This is a genomic window from Mycobacterium sp. MS1601 (assembly GCF_001984215.1).
GTDB lineage: Bacteria > Actinomycetota > Actinomycetes > Mycobacteriales > Mycobacteriaceae > Mycobacterium.
On record NZ_CP019420.1, the window covers coordinates 5,797,907 to 5,816,587 of the forward strand.

General features: G+C 65.6%; 15 protein-coding genes and 1 pseudogene. 5 read left to right on the forward strand and 11 right to left on the reverse strand.

Annotation, left to right across the window (positions count from 1 at the left end; genetic code table 11):
- Window positions 1–6: 6 nt before the first annotated feature.
- The 8 genes from BVC93_RS27730 to eltD are packed head-to-tail and all read right to left on the reverse strand — an operon-like array spanning window position 7 to window position 8,779.
- Entirely contained in the window at window positions 7–465 is a 459-nt protein-coding gene (locus tag BVC93_RS27730; protein WP_083740211.1) for a ribose-5-phosphate isomerase, read from the reverse strand.
- Window positions 465–2,213, reverse strand: coding sequence for a D-erythrulose 4-kinase (derK, locus tag BVC93_RS27735; RefSeq protein ID WP_083740212.1), 1,749 nt, complete (start codon window positions 2,211–2,213; stop codon window positions 465–467). Before derK ends, BVC93_RS27730 begins: the two co-directional genes overlap by 1 nt.
- Window positions 2,210–3,343, reverse strand: coding sequence for an ABC transporter ATP-binding protein (locus tag BVC93_RS27740; RefSeq protein WP_083740213.1), 1,134 nt, complete (start codon window positions 3,341–3,343; stop codon window positions 2,210–2,212). Before BVC93_RS27740 ends, derK begins: the two co-directional genes overlap by 4 nt.
- A complete protein-coding gene (locus BVC93_RS27745; RefSeq protein WP_083740214.1) occupies window positions 3,340–4,443 on the reverse strand; it encodes an ABC transporter ATP-binding protein in 1,104 nt (367 codons plus the stop codon). Before BVC93_RS27745 ends, BVC93_RS27740 begins: the two co-directional genes overlap by 4 nt.
- On the reverse strand, window positions 4,443–5,306 hold the full coding sequence (locus BVC93_RS27750) for a carbohydrate ABC transporter permease (RefSeq protein WP_083740215.1): 864 nt from the start codon (window positions 5,304–5,306) through the stop codon (window positions 4,443–4,445). Before BVC93_RS27750 ends, BVC93_RS27745 begins: the two co-directional genes overlap by 1 nt.
- 2 nt (window positions 5,307–5,308) lie before the next feature.
- Window positions 5,309–6,262 (reverse strand): carbohydrate ABC transporter permease, encoded by a 954-nt coding sequence (locus tag BVC93_RS27755; protein ID WP_083740216.1) that lies wholly within the window; start codon window positions 6,260–6,262, stop codon window positions 5,309–5,311.
- Between the two features lie 8 nt (window positions 6,263–6,270).
- A complete protein-coding gene (locus tag BVC93_RS27760; RefSeq protein WP_083741411.1) occupies window positions 6,271–7,641 on the reverse strand; it encodes an extracellular solute-binding protein in 1,371 nt (456 codons plus the stop codon).
- Window positions 7,642–7,690: 49 nt separating this feature from the next.
- Complete coding sequence (eltD, locus tag BVC93_RS27765) at window positions 7,691–8,779, reverse strand: erythritol/L-threitol dehyrogenase (RefSeq protein ID WP_083740217.1); 1,089 nt, start codon at window positions 8,777–8,779, stop codon at window positions 7,691–7,693.
- Window positions 8,780–8,939: 160 nt separating this feature from the next.
- Between eltD and BVC93_RS27770 the strand changes: the two genes are divergently transcribed.
- Window positions 8,940–9,968 carry a sugar-binding transcriptional regulator gene (locus tag BVC93_RS27770; protein WP_442929108.1) on the forward strand — a complete coding sequence of 343 codons (1,029 nt, stop codon included), beginning with the start codon at window positions 8,940–8,942 and terminating at the stop codon, window positions 9,966–9,968.
- A gap of 23 nt (window positions 9,969–9,991) precedes the next feature.
- Here BVC93_RS27770 and BVC93_RS27775 read toward each other — a convergent pair whose 3' ends face one another.
- The gene (locus BVC93_RS27775; RefSeq protein WP_083740219.1) at window positions 9,992–10,618 is read right to left on the reverse strand and encodes a TetR/AcrR family transcriptional regulator; all 627 of its coding nucleotides are present in this window, start codon (window positions 10,616–10,618) and stop codon (window positions 9,992–9,994) included.
- 119 nt (window positions 10,619–10,737) lie between these two features.
- Between BVC93_RS27775 and BVC93_RS27780 the strand changes: the two genes are divergently transcribed.
- Window positions 10,738–12,459, forward strand: a complete 1,722-nt coding sequence (locus tag BVC93_RS27780; protein WP_157517111.1) for a sulfatase-like hydrolase/transferase — start codon at window positions 10,738–10,740, stop codon at window positions 12,457–12,459.
- Window positions 12,460–12,539: 80 nt separating this feature from the next.
- Here the strand turns inward: BVC93_RS27780 and BVC93_RS27785 are convergent, their stop codons facing one another.
- Window positions 12,540–14,018, reverse strand: a complete 1,479-nt coding sequence (locus BVC93_RS27785; protein ID WP_083741412.1) for an FGGY-family carbohydrate kinase — start codon at window positions 14,016–14,018, stop codon at window positions 12,540–12,542.
- A gap of 113 nt (window positions 14,019–14,131) precedes the next feature.
- Between BVC93_RS27785 and BVC93_RS27790 the strand changes: the two genes are divergently transcribed.
- From BVC93_RS27790 to BVC93_RS27800, 3 genes are read left to right on the forward strand one after another with little or no spacing between them, the layout of a single operon-like run.
- The gene (locus tag BVC93_RS27790; protein ID WP_083740221.1) at window positions 14,132–15,265 is read left to right on the forward strand and encodes a DmpA family aminopeptidase; all 1,134 of its coding nucleotides are present in this window, start codon (window positions 14,132–14,134) and stop codon (window positions 15,263–15,265) included.
- Between the two features lie 37 nt (window positions 15,266–15,302).
- Window positions 15,303–16,772 carry an MFS transporter gene (locus tag BVC93_RS27795; RefSeq protein ID WP_083741413.1) on the forward strand — a complete coding sequence of 490 codons (1,470 nt, stop codon included), beginning with the start codon at window positions 15,303–15,305 and terminating at the stop codon, window positions 16,770–16,772.
- Between the two features lie 46 nt (window positions 16,773–16,818).
- A complete protein-coding gene (locus BVC93_RS27800) occupies window positions 16,819–17,778 on the forward strand; it encodes a YihY/virulence factor BrkB family protein (protein WP_083740222.1) in 960 nt (319 codons plus the stop codon).
- Between the two features lie 4 nt (window positions 17,779–17,782).
- Here the strand turns inward: BVC93_RS27800 and BVC93_RS27805 are convergent.
- Window positions 17,783–18,621: pseudogene (locus tag BVC93_RS27805) on the reverse strand (EamA family transporter).
- Window positions 18,622–18,681: the final 60 nt, after the last annotated feature.

Consider the following 18,681-nt stretch of genomic DNA (forward strand, 5'->3'; position numbering starts at 1 on the left):
GTGGGTTCAGGCTTCGTAGCCGCAGATGGCGTCGACCTTGGCGGCCGACTTGCTGGTGGGGTCGAATTCGTAGTCCAGCCATTCGCGGGCCAGCCGACGCGCCAACTCCAGACCGATGACCCGCTGCCCCATGCACAGCACCTGCGCATTGTTCGACAGCACCGAGCGCTCGACGGAGAACCCGTCATGGGCAGTGACCGCCCGGATCCCGGCGACCTTGTTGGCGCTGATCGCCACACCGAGGCCGGTACCGCAGATCAGCAGGGCGCGATCGGCCTTGCCTTCGGCCACCAGCCGGGCCGCCGCGACCGCCACATGCGGGTAATCGGTGTGCTCATCGGAACCCACACCCACGTCGGTGACCTCGACCACCCGCTCGTCACCCAACAGGTCCGCCTTGAGGGCTTCCTTGTACTCAAAACCCGCATCGTCACAACCGACGACGATGCGCAGATCCGACGGCATTACTTCGCTCCTTCAGTAGTGAACACCTCGGCAACGGTGTTGGCACACATGGCCAACGACGTCGCCCCCGCATCCGGGGTACCGATGCTGCGCTCAGCCAACGGCCGAGCGCGACCGACCTTGGGCCGCATCTCCGCTGTCGCCTTGGCAGCCTCGGTGGCCACCGCTGCGGCGGACCGCCACGCGTCGCGCCACGCCTCGCCGGCAGCAACGCGACGTTCCAGATCCTCGGTGAACGGCAACAGCGCATCCAGCATCGTCTTGTCGCCGGGGGATGCACCACCCAACGAGATCAGTGCGTTGTAGCCGTCACGGATTCCGGCGGCCACCGTCGCCGCCTCCGGGGTCCCGGTGTCACCTATGCGGGCACCGAGCGCAGACAGGAACGCGCCCCACAACACCCCTGACGTGCCGCCGGCCTTGGCCGCCCACTCCTTGCCCGCCGCGGCCAGTACCGACCGGGTACCGCCGCCCTCAGCGGCCGCCTTGTCCGCCGCCGTGCGCGCCGCCGATGAGCCCTTCACCATGCCGCGACCGTGATCGCCGTCGCCGGCCACCGCATCGATGCGCCCCAACTCGTCCTCAGCGGCGGCCAGCATCTCAGCCATCGCGGTGATGGCGGCGGCGACGAACTGCCCACATGCGCGACCCTCGTCATCGGAGAGTTCCGAGAGCACCGGGGCATCAACCGCGGCATCGGCGGTGGCGTCGGTGCGCCTCTCCCCCAGGGCCGCAGATGCCGACTCCCCCGAAAACGCGCCTTTGCGGTAGGCCGGTGTGTCGGCCGGCGCGGTCCAGTACTTCTCCAACTCTTCGTCCAGCCACATGATCGTCAACGAGCATCCGGCCATGTCCAGGCTGGTGACCAGCTCCCCGACCTCAGGTTCGACGATCTCGAAACCCTTGTCCCGCAACAACTGTGCCGCAGTGCCCCACACCACGAACAGTTCCTCGTACTTGGTGCGGCCCAACCCGTTGAGGATGACCGCGATCCGCTTCGACGGGTTCTCCGGAAAGTCCTCCAGAACACCGTCAACCAGCGTCTTGGCCAGATCCGCGGCAGTCGGCATCGGATGGTCGGCCACCCCGGGCTCACCGTGGATGCCCAAGCCCAGACCCATCTGCCCCTCGGGCACGGTGAACAACGGATGATCGGCACCCGGCAGGGTGCAACCGTCGAACGCCACCCCCAACGTGCGGCTGGCAGCGTTGGCCGCCTGGGCAACCCGAACCACACCGTCGAGATCCAGCCCGTCCTCGGCCGCCGCGCTGGCGCATTTGAACACCGTGAAATCACCCGCGATCCCGCGACGCTTGGCCTCTTCACCCTTGGGTGCCGAGGCCACGTCGTCGGTGACCGCGAAGTACACCGCGTTGATGCCCTCACTCTGGAGCTGGCTGACAGCCAGACCGAAGTTCATCACGTCACCGGCGTAGTTGCCGGTGGTAAGCAGAACCCCGGCGTCACCGTGGGCGGCGCGGGCCACCGACGCAGCCTCCTCGGCCGACGGTGAGGTGAAGATGTTTCCGACCACGGCGCCGTCAGCAAAACCCGGACCGACCGTGCCGCAGAACGCGGGGTAATGCCCGGACCCGCCACCGATGACCACCGCGACCTTGCCCGGCGCCGTCTTCGTCGCCCGCACCACACCACCGGGAACCCCGGCGACATACCGCGAATTGGCATCCAAGAACCCAACCAACATGTCCTCGGTGAACCGGGCAGGGTCGTTGAACAACTTGGTCATCGAAGTCTGGCTCCATTCTCTGCATCGAAGAGGTAGACCCGCTCAGCCGGGGCGGTGATCGTCACGCGCTGCTCGGGCTGATAGCTCTCCTGTGCGGGAGTCTGAACGACGATCCCCTCTTCCATACCCGCAACCGTACTGGTCGCCAGTCCGAACTCCAGCAGGTGTTCGAAGAACGCGACGGTGGCTGTGACACCCGTCGCAGAATCGTCCCCGGCCACCGTCAGCGCACAATCCTGCGGCCGGATACCGACGGTCACCCGGGTGCCGTCGGGGACTCCCGAGACGGTGGTTTCCAGCGAGCCGGCGCGGCTGCCGATCTCCACGTGAACCCGGCCGCCGTTCACTCGTGCCGTGCCGCGGAGCACGTTGATCTGCGGCTCGCCGACGAACGTCGCGACGAACAGGTTGGCCGGATCGTCGAACACCTCGTCCGGTGTGCCGAACTGCTGTACGACGCCCGCGTCCATGACCGCCAGCCGGTCGGCCAGCGAGAGCGCCTCCACCTGGTCGTGGGTGACGACGATGGTGGTGTAACCGAATTCCCTCTGCAGGACTTTGAGTTCGCGTCGGACACGCTGACGTGCCGAGGCGTCGAGGTGGCTCAGCGGCTCGTCCAGCAGCAGCACCGGTGGGTTGCGCACCAGCGCCCGCGCCAGCGCCACGCGCTGCTTCTGGCCGCTGGACAACCCCGCCGGACGCAGATCCAGCAGGTCGTTCATCTCCAGCCGATCGCAAATCGAGGCCACCATCTGATCAGCGCCTTTGACCTTTCGCGCCTTGAGGCCGTAGAGCAGGTTGTCCTTGATGGACATCGGCGGATACAGCGCGTAACTCTCGAAGCCGACGCCGATGCCACGCTTGGCCGCGGGCAGCTGCGAGATCTCGCGGTCACCGATCTTGATGGATCCGCTGGTGACAGTCTCCAGTCCGGCAATCATCCGCAGCGTGGTGGTCTTGCCGCAACCCGATGGGCCCAGCAGTGCGATCAGTTCTCCCGGCTCGATGGCCAGGTTGATGCCCTTGGCGGCGGTCACGTTGTCGCGGCCACGCGACGAGTACGTCTTCACCAGGTCGGCCAGCGTGAGGCTCTGCGCCGTGGTGGTGGTGCTCTTCTGTGTGACGGTCACTTCACGGCCTCCAAGGGAATGTCTGCGCTGAGCCGACGGGTGTCGCCGTCCCCGGATGCGAAAACGTGCACATTCTCGTCGGCGATCTTCATGGTCACGGTGTCGCCTTCTCCGACGCCGTGCCTGCCCGAGGTCAGCACGATCAGTTGCGCACCACCCACGTCGACGGTGAGCTCGATGTTGCGGCCCAGTCGCTCGGCCAGCAGCACCCGACCGTGTAGCGATCCCTCACCGCTGGTGACATGAATGTCGGAGGGCCGCAACCCGACTCGTACCCGGTCGCCACGACTGACAATGGCGTCCTGCGGAATCGCGACGGTGAGGTTCTGCCCCAGGTTGATCCTGCCGTCGTCCACCACACCGTCGATGATGTTGATCTCCGGCTGACCCAGTGCCTTGGCGACAAAGGTGTCGGCCGGACTGCGCCAGATCTCGTCGGGCGTGCCGATCTGCACCAGCCTGCCCTCGCGCATCACGCCGATCCGGTCACCAAGGGCCAGCGCCTCCTGGTAGTCGTGAGTGACATAGATGGTGGTGGTATTACTCATGGCACCAAGCTGTTTGAGCTCAGCGCGCATCTGCGCCCGCAGCTTGGCGTCCAGGTGACTCAGCGGTTCGTCGAGCAGGTACACGTCGGCCGGGCGCACCAGCACCCGGCCCAGTGCCACACGCTGACGCTGACCATTGGACAGCTCTCGCGGGAACCGCTTCAGCAGATGGTTGATACCGAGGGTCTTGGTGACCTGATCGATACGCTCGGACTGCTGGGCTTCGGTGTATTTGCCGGTGCGGCCCGACCGCAGCGGTGAGGCCAGGTTCTGGCTGACGGTCTTCTGCGGGTACAGCGCATAGCTCTCGAACGCCATGGCGACGTTGCGGTGATAGGGCTCCACCATGGTCATGTCGACACCGGCGATGCTCACCGATCCGGAATCCACGTCGACAAGTCCGGCAATGGATTTCAAGGTGGTGGTCTTGCCGGCACCACTGGGTCCGAGGATCACGAAGAACTCGCCGTCGGCGATGTCGACGCTGATCCCGTTGACCGCGTGGGTCTTTCCGTAGGTCTTCTGAAGATCCTTGACCGCAATGGTGGCCATCAGGCTTTCACCGCCCCGAACGACAGGCCCCGCACCAGATAGCGCTGGATGGTCAGGGCGAGGATGAGTGGCGGCAACGCGGCGATGAGTGCCGCTGCTGCCGTGAGGTTGTAGTACGCCTGGCCGCCACCACCGAGGAACTTGGTGATGGCCACCGTGACGGTGCCCGCGTTGCTGTCGGCCAGGATCAGCGGGAACACGTAGTTGTTCCAGGCGAAGATGAAGGCCAGCAGCGCCGCCGCCGCGATGCCCGGCCGCACGATCGGCAACGCCACCATCACAAATGCGCGGCTGCGGGTGTAACCGTCGAGCAGTGCCGCCTGCTCCAGATCCTCGGGCAGATCCTGGAAGTAGGACCGCAGGATCCACACCACCAGCGGCATGGTGACCAGCTGCAGCACCCAGATCATGCCGACCTTGGTGTCGAACAGGCCGATCTGGTTGTAGATCACGAACAGCGGGACGATCACCATGAGTTCCGGCGCGAATCGGAACGAGAGCATCTGGAACATCAGGTCGTTGGAACCCTTGTACTGCCAGCGGCCCGCGGCGTACGCGGCCGGGATGCCGATGACCAACGAGACGATGACCGCACCACCGCAGTTGAGCAGGCTGGTGAGCATCGCCGCCTTGAAGTCGACGCTGGTCATCTGGGTGCCCTTGTCGGACAGCACCGTCGCGAAGTTGGACCAGGTGGGACTGAACGAGAAGTACGTCGACGTCTGTTCCTCGGCGTTCTTCAGAGCCAGCATCAGCATCCAGAAGATCGGGAACAACGAAAACAGGAACCAGAAGACCAGCCCGATGTCGGCGGCCACCGATCCGATGGACCAGCGTTTCTGGCCCGGAAGCAATTCAGCCATCTCTAGGACTCCGCTCCGGCAGCACGACGCTGCGCCTTGCCGAGCACGCTCACCAGGTAGCGCGCGGTGATGAACACGATGATCCAGAGCAGCAGCATGTAGGTGCTGCCGCGGGAATAGTCGAGGTTGATGATCGAGTCCTCGAACGCGCCGATCTGCAGGGTGCGGGTGGCCACGCCCGGGCCGCCCGCGGTCAGCACGTAGATGTGGTCGAACACCTTGAGGTTGTCCATGAACCGGAAGATGACGGCCACCAGGATGTAGGGCCACAGCATCGGCAGCATCAGCTTGCGGAACATGTAGAACCAGTTGGCTCCGTCCACCTCGGACGCTTCGAACGGTTCGCGCGGCAGCGAGCGGATGCCGGCCAGCACCAGGATGGCGACAAATGGTGTGAAGATCCAGATGTCGACCAGGATCACCGAGACAAGTGCGTTGCCGGCCGACAGCCAGTCGAAGGTGTTGCCGAGTCCCAGAACGTGATTGAGGATGCCGAACTGGGGGTTGAACATCAGTTTCCAGATGACGCCCGCGATCACCGGGGCGATCATCAGCGGCAGGATCAACACCTTCTCGAAGATCTTGCCGATGATCGAGGACCGGTTGAGCAGCAGTGCCAGGCCCACGCCGAGCACGGTTTCGATGAAGGTGGCCGCCACCGCGAACGTGGCCGTCACCTGCACGCTCTTCCAGAACACCTGATCGCCCAGCACCGAACCGAAGTTCTGGAACCAGACGAAGTGCGGGTCGGGATTGACCGCGGCGTAGTTCAGGAACGCGTAGTAGGCGCCGACCGCGAAGGGGTAGAGAATCCCGATCACGATCACCACGGCCGGAATCGAGAGCAGGTACGGCCGCAGCTTGCGCCGCCAGCTGGGCACCTCCGGCAACTTCCGCGGCGGGGTGCCGCGCTGCTCAGCAGATGTGCCGGGAGCCTTGGACGTCTGAGTGGTCATTCGGGCTCCTAGAGGTTGACCTTGGAGGTGTTGGTCTTGGCCAGGCTGGCCAGCCGAGAGCGCGCGTCATCCCCGCCGTAGATGTCCTGCAGTGCGACGGCCCAGTTCTGGGTGGTGTCGAAGAACTTCTTCTGCGGGGTGAACTGGATCTTCGACTCACCGATGACGGTCTCGAACGCCTCGAGGTAGCCGTACTGGTCGGCGGCCACCCGCTTGAAGGTGGTGTCGAACACCGACTGGCGCACCGGGTCGGCGTAGGTACCACCCTCGACGGCCTTGTTCATCGAGTCCTTGCCGGTGGCCCACTGGATGAACAACCAGGCCGGCAGCTTGTTGCGGGAGTTGGCGCTCATGGCCCAGCTCCAGGTCCACAGGTTGGTCTTGTAATTGCCGTCAGGTCCGGCGGGTCCGGCATACCAGGCGATGTTGCCGGCTTCCGCGCTGGCACCCGGCTTGTTCTTCGGGTAGGTCGCGCTGTCGGCGTCGAACACCATCATGGCCTTGCCGTCACCGAGATCGCCTGTGGCATTGGGATAGTCGTAGGTGGTCCAGGACGTCGGTCCGGCCTGGTGCTGCAGGTCGATCCACTTCTCGGTGAACTCGACGGCGGCGTCGCTGTCCATCTCGGCCACGAGCTCGCGGCCGTTCCAGCTGTAGTCCACCGCACCCTGGCGCACATACTGCGTCATGAAGCCGGGGTGGATGGTGGCCCACGACTTGGAGCCGCGGGTGGACAGGCCGTAGCGGTTCTGGGACCGGTCGGTCAGATCGATCGCCAGCTGGATGAAGTCATCGAGGTTGTCAGGCAGTCGGGTGATGCCTTTTTCGTCGAAGATCCGCTTGTTGTAGGCGACGACGTTGTTCTCGAATCCCCACGGAATCGCCCACTGCCCACCGGTTCCCAACGGATTTCCCAGGGTGAAGTCCCACCGGGTGGAGGTACGCAACCCCTCGAAGATGTCCTCGAAGTCGTACTCGGCGCTGGTGGCCGAGGTGTTCTGCAGCCACGGCCCCAGATCCTCGACCCATCCGGGCGGGCCGTACTGCCAGATGAAGTAGGCGCCGAGCATGAACGCGTCGTGTTTACCGGAGCCGCCGGCCAGTTCGGTGTTCAGTTTGGTGAAGTAGTCGGCCTCGGGAACCAAGTCGACGTTGACGGTGATGCCGGTCAGCTCGGTGAACTCCTGCAGCAGCGGCTGATACGACAGCTGGTAGGGATGCGGGGTTTGCAGGATGTTGATGGTCTGCCCCTCGGCTTTGCGCCAGTCGAAGCCGCCGGTGACCTCGGAGGCTCCGTTGGGTAGCGGTGTCATGCCGCCCACCCCGCATGCGGACAGCAACGGCACGCTGGCTGCCGCAAGGCCCATGGCGGCCAACATGTTCCGGCGGGACATCTGAGGTCCCTGATAGTTACGCATGCTCTGCCCTTCAGGCGGGGATCAGGGAGACTTTGACCGATTCCTTACCGCTGCTCACCAGGTCCAGACCTTTCTGGAACTCCGAGAGCGGGAGCTGATGGGTGCAGATCTCGTCCATCGGCAGTACACCGGACTCGAGCAGCTTGATGGCGGCCGGCCAGCAGTAGGCACCCAGGTGGGCGCCCAGCACGTCGAGTTCCTTGTCGTCGCTGATGATGCTCCAGTCGACGGTGACGTCGCTGCCGAACACGCTGTACTCGACGTAACGCCCGCACTTGCGCAACAGGTTGAGCCCTTGCGCCACGGCCGACGGGTGGCCGGTGCCCTCGAGGTAGACATCGGCGCCGTAGCCGTCGGTGAGGTCCTTGACGATCTTCTCCACGTCGTCCTCAGCGATGTTGAGTGCCAGGTCGGCGCCGCATTTCTTGGCCAGCTCCAGCTTCTCGGGGGCCATGTCCAGCGCGATCACCCGGGCGGCGTTCTTGGACTTGGCGCCGGCGATCATGCCGAGACCGATAGGACCGCAGCCGGCCACCACCACGGTGTCCTCGAAGGTGAGCTGCGCGCGCTCGACGGCATGCAGGGCGCACGACAGCGGTTCGACGAACGCGGCGTGTGCGGGCGGCAGGTCACCGGAGATCTTGTGCACCAACGCTTCCACGGGGTACGTCATGTAGCCGGCCATGGCTCCCGGGGTGCGGCGCTTGAAGCCGTACAGATCGTGGGGCTGGCACATGTGGTACTGACCGCGTAGGCAGAAACGGCATTTCCAGCACGGCACGATCTGCTCGGAGGTCACCCGGTCGCCGACGGCGATGTTCCAGCGCTGCGCGGCCTCGTCGTCGAGTTCGACCACCCGACCCACGAATTCGTGGCCCGGGATGACCATGGTCTCGGCCCATGCCGGACGGTTCTCATCGCCCCAGAACTTGGCGGCGCCGTGGTAGCACTTCAGATCGCTGGCGCAGATGCCGACGGCCTCGACGCGGATCAGCGCCTCTCCCGGACCGCGCTGCGGTACCGCGACCTCCTCGAGGCGGTAGTCGTTGGGCCCGTGACAGATCACTGCCTGCATTTTCTCGGGGATGTTCTCGCTCATCTGTCCGCTCCTGGATTCCGTCGTCTCACACCCCTGCACCGGTGTGGGTGGGGTCACACTATGCGACCTTCTGCATATTTGTCCAGAACGAATGTTCAGAGAACGGCAGACGTGCACAAGTGTTCAATGTCATACTCTTGAGGTGCCTCGACCTGCACACTTGCCCACCCCGGCCAACGGCCCCAGTCCGACTCACAGCGACGTGTCGACGTCCGACGGTGAAGCCGGCCATTTTTCGGCGTCATTGCTGTACTCGGCGGCCAAGCTCTACTACACCGAGGACGCCACCCAGGCCGACGTGGCAGCCCAGCTGGGCTGCAGCCGCGCCACCGTGAGCCGACTGCTGGCCGAGGCGAAACGGCGTGGCATCGTGCGCATCGAGGTGGTTCCGCCCGCCGAGGTCTCCTCCGGCGATCTGGCCGACCGGTTGGCCCGCGCCCTGTCGTTGACGACGGTGTTCCTGTCCATGCCGATGCCCACCGCGGGGCCGGGACGGACGGTGCTCGACGTGATGGGCAGCGCGCTGGCGCCTGCAGTGGGACGGGCCCTGACCGCCGCCGGCCTGTTGCCGGGCGACATCCTGCTGGTGTCCTCGGGTCGCACGGTCTACGAGGTGGCACAGTTCGATCTGCCTTCACTACCCGGTGTGCTGGTGGCGCCCACGGTCGGCGGCAACGACCAGCCCGAGGAGTGGTATCAGACCAACGAGATCACCCGGCTGGTGGCCAACCGGGTGGGTGGACGCGCCAATTACCTTTTCGCGCCGGCACTTCCGGGCCCCGACCTCTACCCGTCCCTGCTGAAGGACCCGAGCATCCAGCGGGTGTTGCACCTATGGCCCCACGCCCGGTGTGCGCTGATGGGCATCGGCGCACCGCCGCTGTTGCGCTCCGACATCCCGCAGTTCGTGCCCACCCGGTCCAACTCACTGCGGAACGCGGTGGGCGACGTCTGCTCACGTTTCTACAACCGCGAGGGCGCCGAAGTCTCCTTTGAAGGTGGCGACCGGCTGATTGCCGTGGAACTGGAAGCGCTGCGCCACATTCCGGTGTCTATCGGTGTCGCGATCGGCACCGACAAGGTGGAGTCGATCATCGCTGGCGCCTCCGGCGGCTACTTCAACCAGTTGGTCACCGATCCCGCGACAGCCGAGGCCATCCTGGCACGACTGGGCGAGGGCGGCGCATAGGCAGTCGGCGGCCAATCGCCCGATCAGAGCGCCATCGCCGCGGCGGCCTGGAACACCAACTGTGCGTGCAGTTCGAACAGTTCGACGAAGCGCCGCGGATTCTCCTCGATCTCATTGGCGACGAAGATGCCGTCAGCGCCTGCGATCAGGTAGGTGGTGAGCACCTCGACCTTGTCCTCGGCAAGCCCCGGAGCCACTGCGCGGATCACATCGGCGAACCGCTGGAACGTCGCATTCCGGTTGTACAGGAAACGCGTCTTGGCGTGTAACTCGACCGGTCGGCGGTCCAGCGCAAGTTTCAGTCCCAGCCTCAAGAACTCCGGACTCTCCTGCAGCGCCTTCGCGACCTCAGCACCGATCTCGCGCCCGCGCTCCTGGGCGCTGGCGGCCTCCGGCAGGCTCAACGCGCGTGACCACCGCTCGAAGCTGCGGTCGATGACCGCCGCCATCAGATCGTCCTTGTCCTCGAAGTGCCAGTAAATGGACGTCGGCGGTAGGCCACTGAGGTCGCTGACCGCCGAGATACTGGCGGCGTCGTATCCCCGTTCGGTGGCGACCGTGGTGGCCGCGTCGAGGATGCGCTCGCGGGAACGGTCGCCGTTGGCCCGGGTACGGCGGGTCGGCGACGAACCCGGCTTCTTTCTCGTCATGACCGCCTCCCTGACGTCTGATTATGCACTAATCTCTTACTATAGGGATCACTACATCAAGAGAGAGTGGCTGCGTGATGACCCACTTTTATGCACCAAGCCGTCGAGCATTTCTGACCATGGCGGGTCTGTCTTTCGCTGCCGCCACCGCCGTCTCGTGCGCGGCCGAACCATCCACCACCCCCGCGGCGACGAAGACCGGTCTGCCGTCGGAGTCCAAATACAACATCCTGTTTGTCTTCACCGACCAAGAGCGACATTTTGAGCAGTGGCCAGCCGGAATGTCGTTGCCCGGCCGCGAGCGTCTGCACAACGATGGAGTCACCTTCACCAACCACTACTGCCCGGCGGTCATGTGCACGAGTTCGCGGTCGGTGATCCTGACCGGGCTCCAGACACCGGACAACGGCATGTTCGAGAACGTCGACCTGCCGTACGTCACCTCGATGAGCCCGGATATCCCAACGGTCGGTGACATGCTGCGCGCGGCGGGCTATTACACCGCCTACAAAGGTAAATGGCATTTGAACAGCGCGTTCGAAACCGCTACGCCGGATCACCTGTTCACCGAAGAAATGGAGGCCTACGGCTTCTCCGATTTTGTGTGGCCCGGTGACGTGCTGACCCACACCCTCGGCGGGTACACCTATGACAACATGATCGGCGGCAGCGTCGTGTCGTGGCTGCGCGATCAGGGCCGTGCACTGGCGGACGAGAACAAGCCGTGGGCAATGTTCGTGAGCCTGGTGAACCCCCATGACATCATGTACTTCAACACCGACGCACCCGGCGAGCATGTTCAGGACAACGGCCGGCTTCTGATGCGGGCCGCCCGGGCCCCCAAGAACGAGCTGTATGAAAAGCGTTGGCACGCACAACTTCCCGATAGCCTGAACCAGCCGATGGATGCGGCGGGGCGACCGTCTGCACACGGCGAGTACCTCAAGGCGTGGGGCTATACGCTGGGCACCATTCCGCCGGAGGCCGAGCGCTGGGACCGATTCTCCGACTTCTATCTGAACAGCATCCGCAGTGTCGACCAGCAGGTCGCGCTCCTGCTCGACGAACTCGATGCGTTGGCGCTAACCGACAACACCATCGTCGTCTTCACCAGCGATCATGGGGAAATGGGTGGCGCTCATGGACTCCGCGGAAAAGGCCCCTTCGCCTACCAGGAAGCCATCCACCTGCCTTTGCACATCGTTCATCCTGATGTTGCAGGCGGACAGCAGGTTTCGTCTCTGACCGGACACATCGACCTGGCACCGAGCTTGCTTTCCCTTGCCGGTGTTCCGGCCGGTGCGGTGGGCGACATTGCGGGACGCGAGCTACCCGGTTCAGACCTCAGCGCGGTACTGGGCAACCCGGCTGACGCCGACGAGCACTCGGTTCGGGATGCGGTGTTGTTCACCTACAGCGGACTGGCCACCAACGACAGCGAAGTCATCCGCATAGTCGCCGATGCCAAAGCCGCCCAACGGGACCCGAAGCAGGCCATGGCCGAGATCGGTTACCGACCGGACTTGAGCAAGCGGGGCAGCCTGCGCACTATGTTCGACGGGCGGTACAAGTTCAGCCGCTACTTCGCACCCACACAGCGCAACCTTCCGCGCGACCTCGACGAACTCTATCGATTCAATGACATCGAGCTGTTCGACCTGCAAAACGACCCCGCGGAGATGACAAACCTGGCCGCCGAAAAGGGTGACAACGCCGATCTGGTCATGACCTCGAGCGCCAAACTGGAGGCGGCCATCAAGCGCGAGATCGGTCTCGACGACGGGCGCGAGATGCCAGACTTCGACAAGATCGAATGGACGATCGACCGCCTCGATCTCTGATTGGACGCCGAATCAAGGAACTGTCGGGGCCCAGCTTCTGCTGCGACCGACAACATGCCGACAGATTCACACCGTCGGGTTCATGCGTCGGTGTGGGCAAGCCGGTGCACCACATCCCGAGTGTCCGGGTAGAGCCTCGACCAGGTGGCGTAAAGGTCGTCATACAGCGCCACCGCGTCGGGATCAGGGGTGATCTCGTAGGAGATCCGCGCCCAATCTGTCTCCGGTGCAACAACTCCCGCGCCTATTGCGGCTAGTAGTGCGTCACCGTAGCTGGCTCCGATCGCCTGTTCGGGCACCAGTTGCGGGCGGCCGGTGATATCGGTCAGCGTCCGCGCCCAGATCGGGCTGCGCAGGCCGCCGCCGACGGCGACCACACGACGGGCGGTGTGCGCGTCGTCGAACTTCTCCAGTATCTGCCGAATGCCGAACGAGATTCCCTCATACGCCGCGCGGAAGAGGTGTCCCCTGCCGTGCCGCAGTGTCATGCCCGCGAACACCCCGCGCGCCCGCGCGTCGAAGACCGGCGTCCGCTCCCCCGCCAGATAGGGCAGCACCAGCAGACCCTCGCTGCCCGGCGGGACAGCCTGAGCCTCAGCCATCAATTCCTCGAAGGGTGCGCCACCGGTGACGGCCTGCAACCAGTTGACCAGGCTGCCTGCTGTAGCGGTCCCCGCGGCCAGAGCATGGGTACCGTGTTCCACTCCGGAGGTGGTCCACAACACAGGGTCGGCGTGGTAGCCCTCGATGATCTGCACCAAGAACATCGTCGATCCGTACATCAGCATCTGATCGCCGGGATGGCGCACCCCCACGGAGAATGCCTCGGCGAACGCGTCCACCGTGCCCGCCGCCACCGGGGTGCCCACCGGCACACCGGTGGCCGCCGCGGCCTGGGCGTGCACCGTGCCGACCACCTCACTGGGCCAGACCAGCCGGGGCAGCGGCAGGTGCCCGCAGATCCGTTGTGCCCATTCGGTGTTCCAGGCAAAGGTGCGGGTGGCGTACAAGGGGTCACACTGGCTGGCGGTGTGGTGATCCATGACGTACTCGCCGGTGAGCTTCGCGGCGATGTAGGAGTTGGAGCCGTACCAACCGGTGGCGTCGGCGAAAACCTCGGGTTCATGGCGGCGCACCCATTCGATCTTCGGACCCACCGCCTGACTGGATAGCAATGTCCCGGCGCGATCGAGGATGGCGTCGGCACCCAATTCGGCTGTCAGGAGCTCGATTTCGGCTTCGGCGCGGGAATCGACGCCATAGAGGATGGCCGGCCGCAAAGGCCGAAGCTGCTGATCGCACAACACCAGACACGGTCCGACCCCGCTGACACACATCGCCGCGATGCGGGCACCCGTCGGGACCCTGCTCACCAGGGCGCGACTGATGACGCAGACCTCGCGCCACCACAGGCTCTCCGCGTCCACTTCCGCCCAGCCCGGCCTCGGCAGGGACATCGAATGCGAGATGGTCTCGGTCGCGAGCACCACACCCGTGGAGTCGACAAGAACACCTTTGGAGCTTCCGGTGCCCATGTCGATGCCGAGCAGCAGGTCCACGCACATCACCCTACGGCCTGGCGCAGCCGCGTAGGCCGACCCCGTACCCGCCATCGCGGGAACAATCCGGGCTGCAGGCGTGACGGCGTTGGGGCACTTAGGGTGCAGAGACCATGACTTCACCGCAGACCCACACCCCTGACGGCAGACCCCGTGCCCGCGGCCTCGGCATCAATCTGCCCGGGCGCCCCGGCCCGCTCAACGCGATCACCGATGTCCCCGGATTCGAGGTCGGCGTCACCACACTGATCGAGGACGAGAGGGTGCGCACCGGGGTCACTGCCCTGCTGCCCCGGGGCCGGGGCGGCGTCGGCACCCCGTGCGCCGCGGGGTGGTATTCGCTCAACGGCAACGGTGAGATGACCGGGACCACATGGATCGAGGAAGTGGGCTCGCTGAACCTGCCGATCGTGCTGTCGAACACCCACGCCGTGGGCGCCTGCCACACCGGTGTCATCTCCTGGGTCAACACGGTCAATCCCGGATTGGCCCGGCAATGGCTGCTGCCAGTGTGCGCCGAGACCTGGGACGGCTACCTCAACGACATCAACGGCGGCCACGTCCGGCCCGAACACGCCGAGGCAGCGCTCGACTCGGCAGCAGGCGGGCCTGTCGCCGAAGGTTCGGTGGGCGGCGGCACCGGGATGAACTGCTACGAGTTCAAGGGAGGCAACGGGACCTCATCGAGGCTGGTGGCCTACGGCTCGCACACCTTCACCGTTGCCGCATTCGTCCAGGCCAACTTCGGGTCGCGGACGGAGTTGACGGTTGCCGGGCGCCACCTCGGCACGGCACTGGCCGACGACAACCCACTGGGTGGCGACTGGTTCGAAACCGAGATGGGGTGGACGCCGCCACCCGGCGCGGGATCGGTGATCGTGATCATCGCCACCGACGCCCCACTCCTGCCCGGGCAGTGCAAGGCGCTGGCGCGCCGCGTCCCGCTGGGCCTGGCCCGCACCGGCACCGCCGGATCCCATTTCTCCGGCGACATCTTTCTGGCGCTGTCCACCGCCGATGCGCGGGGCCTGGCCAGTGCCTTCCCGGTGGGCCCACCGGGTGACGACGAGTTCGGCACCGTTCGCTTCCTACCATGGGGCCGGATGGACGACCTGTACACCGCCACCGTGCAGTCGGTGGAGGAGGCAGTGCTCAACGCCATGGTGGTCAACACGGAAATGACCGGCCGCGACGGGCACCGCACGCCGGCCCTACCCCACGATCGATTACTGGCGCTGCTGCGATAGTTTGGTAGTCAATCTATTTCGTCGGTGAGGAGGCGTGGTGCTCAAGGCCGGAGGGACATCCCCCGTCGCTTCGCTCGCCCCGTCGCCCCGGCTCCTGGTCTCCGCATTGAGCATCGTGGCCCTGACGGTGGCCGTGTTGCAGACCGCCGTGGTCCCCGTCCTGGGCCTGATCTCCGAGCAGTTGCACTCCTCGACGGTGGCCGTCAGCTGGACAGTGACCGCCAACCTGCTGGCCGCGGCCGCAGCCACCCCGTTGCTGAGCAGGCTGGCTGATCTCTTCGACAAAAAATACGTGTTGCTGGGTGTGCTGGCCGTGGTCCTCATCGGGTCGGTGCTGGCCGCGACCACCACGTCGCTGCCCGTCCTGATCGCCGCCCGTGCCCTACAAGGCGTGTCCTACTCGCTGTATCCGATCTGCGTGGCCGTCCTACGACAAGAACTCGACGAAACCCAGGTGGTCCGGGCGCTGGCGGTGCTGTCGGCCATCCTCGGCTTCGGCGGCGGGATCGGACTGGTGACCACAGGCCTGCTGGTGACCGGCGACGCCGACTATCACCGCGTCTTCTGGCTCACCACCGGCTTCACCCTGTTGGTGATCCTGGTGGTGGTGCTGGTGGTGCCGTCGCGCCGCCGCGACGGAGAGGGCACGATCGACTGGCTGGGCGCGGTGGGATTGGCGGTCGGACTCAGCGCGATCCTGCTCGCGATCACCCAGGGCAACAGCTGGGGCTGGGCCGCGCCCGCCACGCTGGCCGCAGGCGCCACCGGTGTCGCGGTGCTGGCGTTGTGGTGGTGGTGGGAACGCGGTCGCCGCTATCCACTGGTGTCGATTGCACTGCTGACCCGGCGGGCGATGCTGCTGACCAACCTGGCCACCGTATTCGTGGGGATGGGACTGTATTTCAGCTTCCTCGGCCTGACCGCTTTCGTGCAGGCCCCGCGCGAGGTCACCGGCTACGGCTTCTCCGCCAGCGTGCTGTACGCCAGCATCGTCTACCTGTTGCCCGGTGCCGTCGCCGGTCTGGTGATCGCGGTGATGAGCGGCCGGTTCATCAACCGCTTCGGCGCCCGTCCGGTGTTGATGGTGGGTGCGCTGATCGGCGTGGCGGGTTTCGTCGGGCTGGCGGTGGCGCATTCGCAGCCCTGGCAGGTGATCGTCGCCGGCATCTTCGCCAACGCCTACGTCAGCCTTGCGTACGGCGCGCTGCCCGCGCTGGTGGTCAGCGAGGCCGCCCACAACGAGACCGGAATCGCCACCGGGCTCAACGCCATTGCGCGCACCGTGGGCAGTGCTGTCGCCGCCGCGGTGGTCGCGGTGCTGTTGGGTCACGTCTCACCGCTGACCGGCCAGCCCCCGGAGAGCGCCTACATCATCACCTTCGCCGCGGGAGCGGTGACCGCGGCGCTGGCCACCGTGCTGATCGCCCTGTCACGCGGCAGGCGCGGCAGGGAATCGACGGAGTACGACACCGTCGAATCGCGAGCCATGAACCATGAATGGGGCTGAAACGGGCGCACGGTTGCCGGTGGGGCGCAACGGGTAACTACCAGCCATGGTGAACTGGCTGGACAGGCTGCAGCAACGTAGCCCGGCGGCCGGGTTCGTGATTGCCGTCATCTACAAATACGTCGATGACCAGGCCGGATACCTCGCGGCGCTGCTGACCTACTACGCGTTCATCTCACTGTTTCCGTTGCTGCTGCTGCTCACCACGGTGCTGGGCGTGGTGCTGGCGGGGCGACCCGAATGGCGCGAGGACATCTACAACTCGGCGCTGTCCCAGTTCCCGCTCATCGGGGACCAGCTCAGCGAACCGAGCCGGCTCAGCGGCGGCACCGCCGGCGTCGTCATCGGCATCGCCGTCGCTCTCTACGGTGGCCTGAACGTCGGCCAGGCGCTGCAGAACGCTATGGAGAACATCTGGGCGGTTCCGAAGAACCTGCGGCCGGACCCGATCCGGTCCCGGTTGCGCAGCCTGCTGTTGCTGTTGGTGCTCGGCACCGCATTGGTGGCCACCACGGCGCTGGTCGCGGTGGGTCGATTCCTGGGCCCGCTCGGCGCGGTCGCGGTGGTGCTGGCGGCGCTGGCGTTGAACACCGGCGTGCTGGTGGTGGCGTTCCGGGTGACCACCACGCGGTCGTTGACCGTGCGGGACGTGCTGCCCGGCGCGCTGGCCGCCGCCGTGGTCTGGCAGCTGCTGCAGTGGTTCGGCGCCAGCTACGTCCAGCACGTGGTGGCCTCGGCCAGCGTCACCAACAGCGTATTCGCGGTGGTGCTGGGGCTCATCGCGTTCCTGTACCTGATCTCGACGGTGCTGCTGATCTGTGCCGAGGTGAACGTGGTGCGGGTCGACCGCCTGCATCCCCGTGCCCTGTTGACGCCGTTCACCGATGACGTGGAGTTGACCGCGGCGGACCGCAAGATGTACGAAGGCCAGGCAAAAGCACAGCAGGCCAAGGGCTTTCAACGCGTTGAGGTGACGTTCGAGGATCGCTCCCCCGCCGGGGACTGACCGCTCAGGTGGTATGCACCGGCTCCGCGGCGACAACGGGCCTGGCGCCCGCACGTGAGGCACCGATACCGGCGATCACCACGAAGGCGATCCCGATGATCGCAGCGGGCCCCGGCACCTGGTGCAGGATCACCAACCCGATCAACAGGGCGAAGGCAGGTTCCAGGCTCATCAACGTGCCGAAGGCCGAGGTGGTGAGCCTGCGCAGGGCGAAGAACTCCAACGTGAACGGGATGACCGGCAGCAGCACGGCCAGACCCAGCCCGATCAGGATGAGGTCAGGAGTGATTCGGTCGTACGCCATGGGACCGGCTATCAGCGTCGCGACAATGCCCGCCGTGGGCATCGACACCGCCAGCGCGTTGACGCCACTGACCTGATCACCCACCCGCTGCGTCAGCAGGATGTAGCCGGCCCAGCACAGTGCGGCACCGAGAGCGAACAGCACACCCACCAGATCCACCTGGCCCGACCAAGGTTGCGTCAACAGCAGCACCCCGACGGCCGCCAGCCCCGGCCACAACATCCGACGACCGCCTCCCGCCGTGGCCACCGCAACACCGAGGGGCCGAGGAATTCCAGGGCGCTGGCAGTACCGAGCGGAATCCGGGCGATGGCGGCCATGAACAGCAGGGTCACCAGTGCGGTGACGACACCGAGGAGCACGCTGTAGCCGAAGGAGCGGCGGGTGAAGGCACTGCGCTTCGGACGGACGAGGACCACCATGAGGATGCCCGCCCAGGCCAGCCGGAGCCAGGCCGCACCCTCTGCGCCCACACGGTCGATCAGCATCACCGAGACTGCCAGGCCCAGCTGGACGAACGCCATGGAGCCCAGCGCCATGAAGGTGCCGCTGCGGGCCTGGTCGGTAGTCACGCAGACATTGAAGAACGACAGAACCGT

Bases quoted from the DNA above. Each gene is read 5' to 3' on its own strand.
- BVC93_RS27730 (WP_083740211.1), bottom strand. From the start codon at position 465: ATGCCGTCGGATCTGCGCATCGTCGTCGGTTGTGACGATGCGGGTTTT.
- derK (WP_083740212.1), bottom strand. From the start codon at position 2,213: ATGACCAAGTTGTTCAACGACCCTGCCCGGTTCACCGAGGACATGTTG.
- BVC93_RS27745 (WP_083740214.1), bottom strand. From the start codon at position 4,443: ATGGCCACCATTGCGGTCAAGGATCTTCAGAAGACCTACGGAAAGACC.
- BVC93_RS27750 (WP_083740215.1), bottom strand. From the start codon at position 5,306: ATGGCTGAATTGCTTCCGGGCCAGAAACGCTGGTCCATCGGATCGGTG.
- BVC93_RS27755 (WP_083740216.1), bottom strand. From the start codon at position 6,262: ATGACCACTCAGACGTCCAAGGCTCCCGGCACATCTGCTGAGCAGCGC.
- BVC93_RS27760 (WP_083741411.1), bottom strand. From the start codon at position 7,641: ATGTTGGCCGCCATGGGCCTTGCGGCAGCCAGCGTGCCGTTGCTGTCC.
- eltD (WP_083740217.1), bottom strand. From the start codon at position 8,779: ATGAGCGAGAACATCCCCGAGAAAATGCAGGCAGTGATCTGTCACGGG.
- BVC93_RS27775 (WP_083740219.1), bottom strand. From the start codon at position 10,618: ATGACGAGAAAGAAGCCGGGTTCGTCGCCGACCCGCCGTACCCGGGCC.
- BVC93_RS27780 (WP_157517111.1), top strand. From the start codon at position 10,738: ATGGCGGGTCTGTCTTTCGCTGCCGCCACCGCCGTCTCGTGCGCGGCC.
- BVC93_RS27790 (WP_083740221.1), top strand. From the start codon at position 14,132: ATGACTTCACCGCAGACCCACACCCCTGACGGCAGACCCCGTGCCCGC.
- BVC93_RS27800 (WP_083740222.1), top strand. From the start codon at position 16,819: ATGGTGAACTGGCTGGACAGGCTGCAGCAACGTAGCCCGGCGGCCGGG.